This window comes from Myxococcus llanfairpwllgwyngyllgogerychwyrndrobwllllantysiliogogogochensis (assembly GCF_006636215.1).
GTDB lineage: Bacteria > Myxococcota > Myxococcia > Myxococcales > Myxococcaceae > Myxococcus > Myxococcus llanfairpwllgwyngyllgogerychwyrndrobwllllantysiliogogogochensis.
Genome location: NZ_VIFM01000629.1, coordinates 1 through 580 on the forward strand (window position 1 = coordinate 1; position 580 = coordinate 580).

General features: G+C 66.7%; 1 protein-coding gene. It reads left to right on the forward strand.

The features are described from left to right. Positions 1-528: hypothetical protein (locus FJV41_RS53015; protein WP_181791543.1), on the forward strand; the 528-nt coding region annotated here is incomplete at its 5' end. Between the last annotated feature and the right edge of the window lie 52 nt (positions 529-580).

Genomic DNA, 580 nt, shown 5'->3' on the forward strand with positions numbered 1-580 from the left:
CGCCGCGCCCCCGAGCACCACCGAGGCCAGCCGCTCGACGTGGAGGCGCTGTTTGGTCCCCTCCTGCGCCAACCCTTCGCGCGTTACGTCGAACGTCCCAACGAGCAGCATGTCACCGGGGCGGTGCCCGTGGACCTCCAGGCCATTCGGAAACGACTGCGCCGCTTCAGGCGGAAGGACTACTGCCAGGCCATCGCGCAGATGGACGCAGGCGAAGTCCTCATGCTCGATGGGCAGCGCCACCTTGGCATCAACCGATTGACGGAGATGTTGGCCCGGGTTGCCGCGCCAGATGAAAGCTCGGAGAGCCTGCTTGCCATCGCCCAGCGCTCACTCGATGCGCTCGGCAAGCTGGAGCCCTCCCGCGACGTCTGGGGCGAGGCGCTTCGAGGGTTGGACGGAGCACGCGCCAAGCTCCAGCAGTGGGACCTTCAGCGGAAGGCCAACCGAGAGGCGGAAGAAGCCGCATGGCGTCGCACCGTCATGCTCGTGGCCACCTCCAACCACCGACGTGGGAGCACCCCGTGACTCCGAACTGCCCCAATGAAAACGAGGTTGCGCCTGCCACCGACTATGAAGC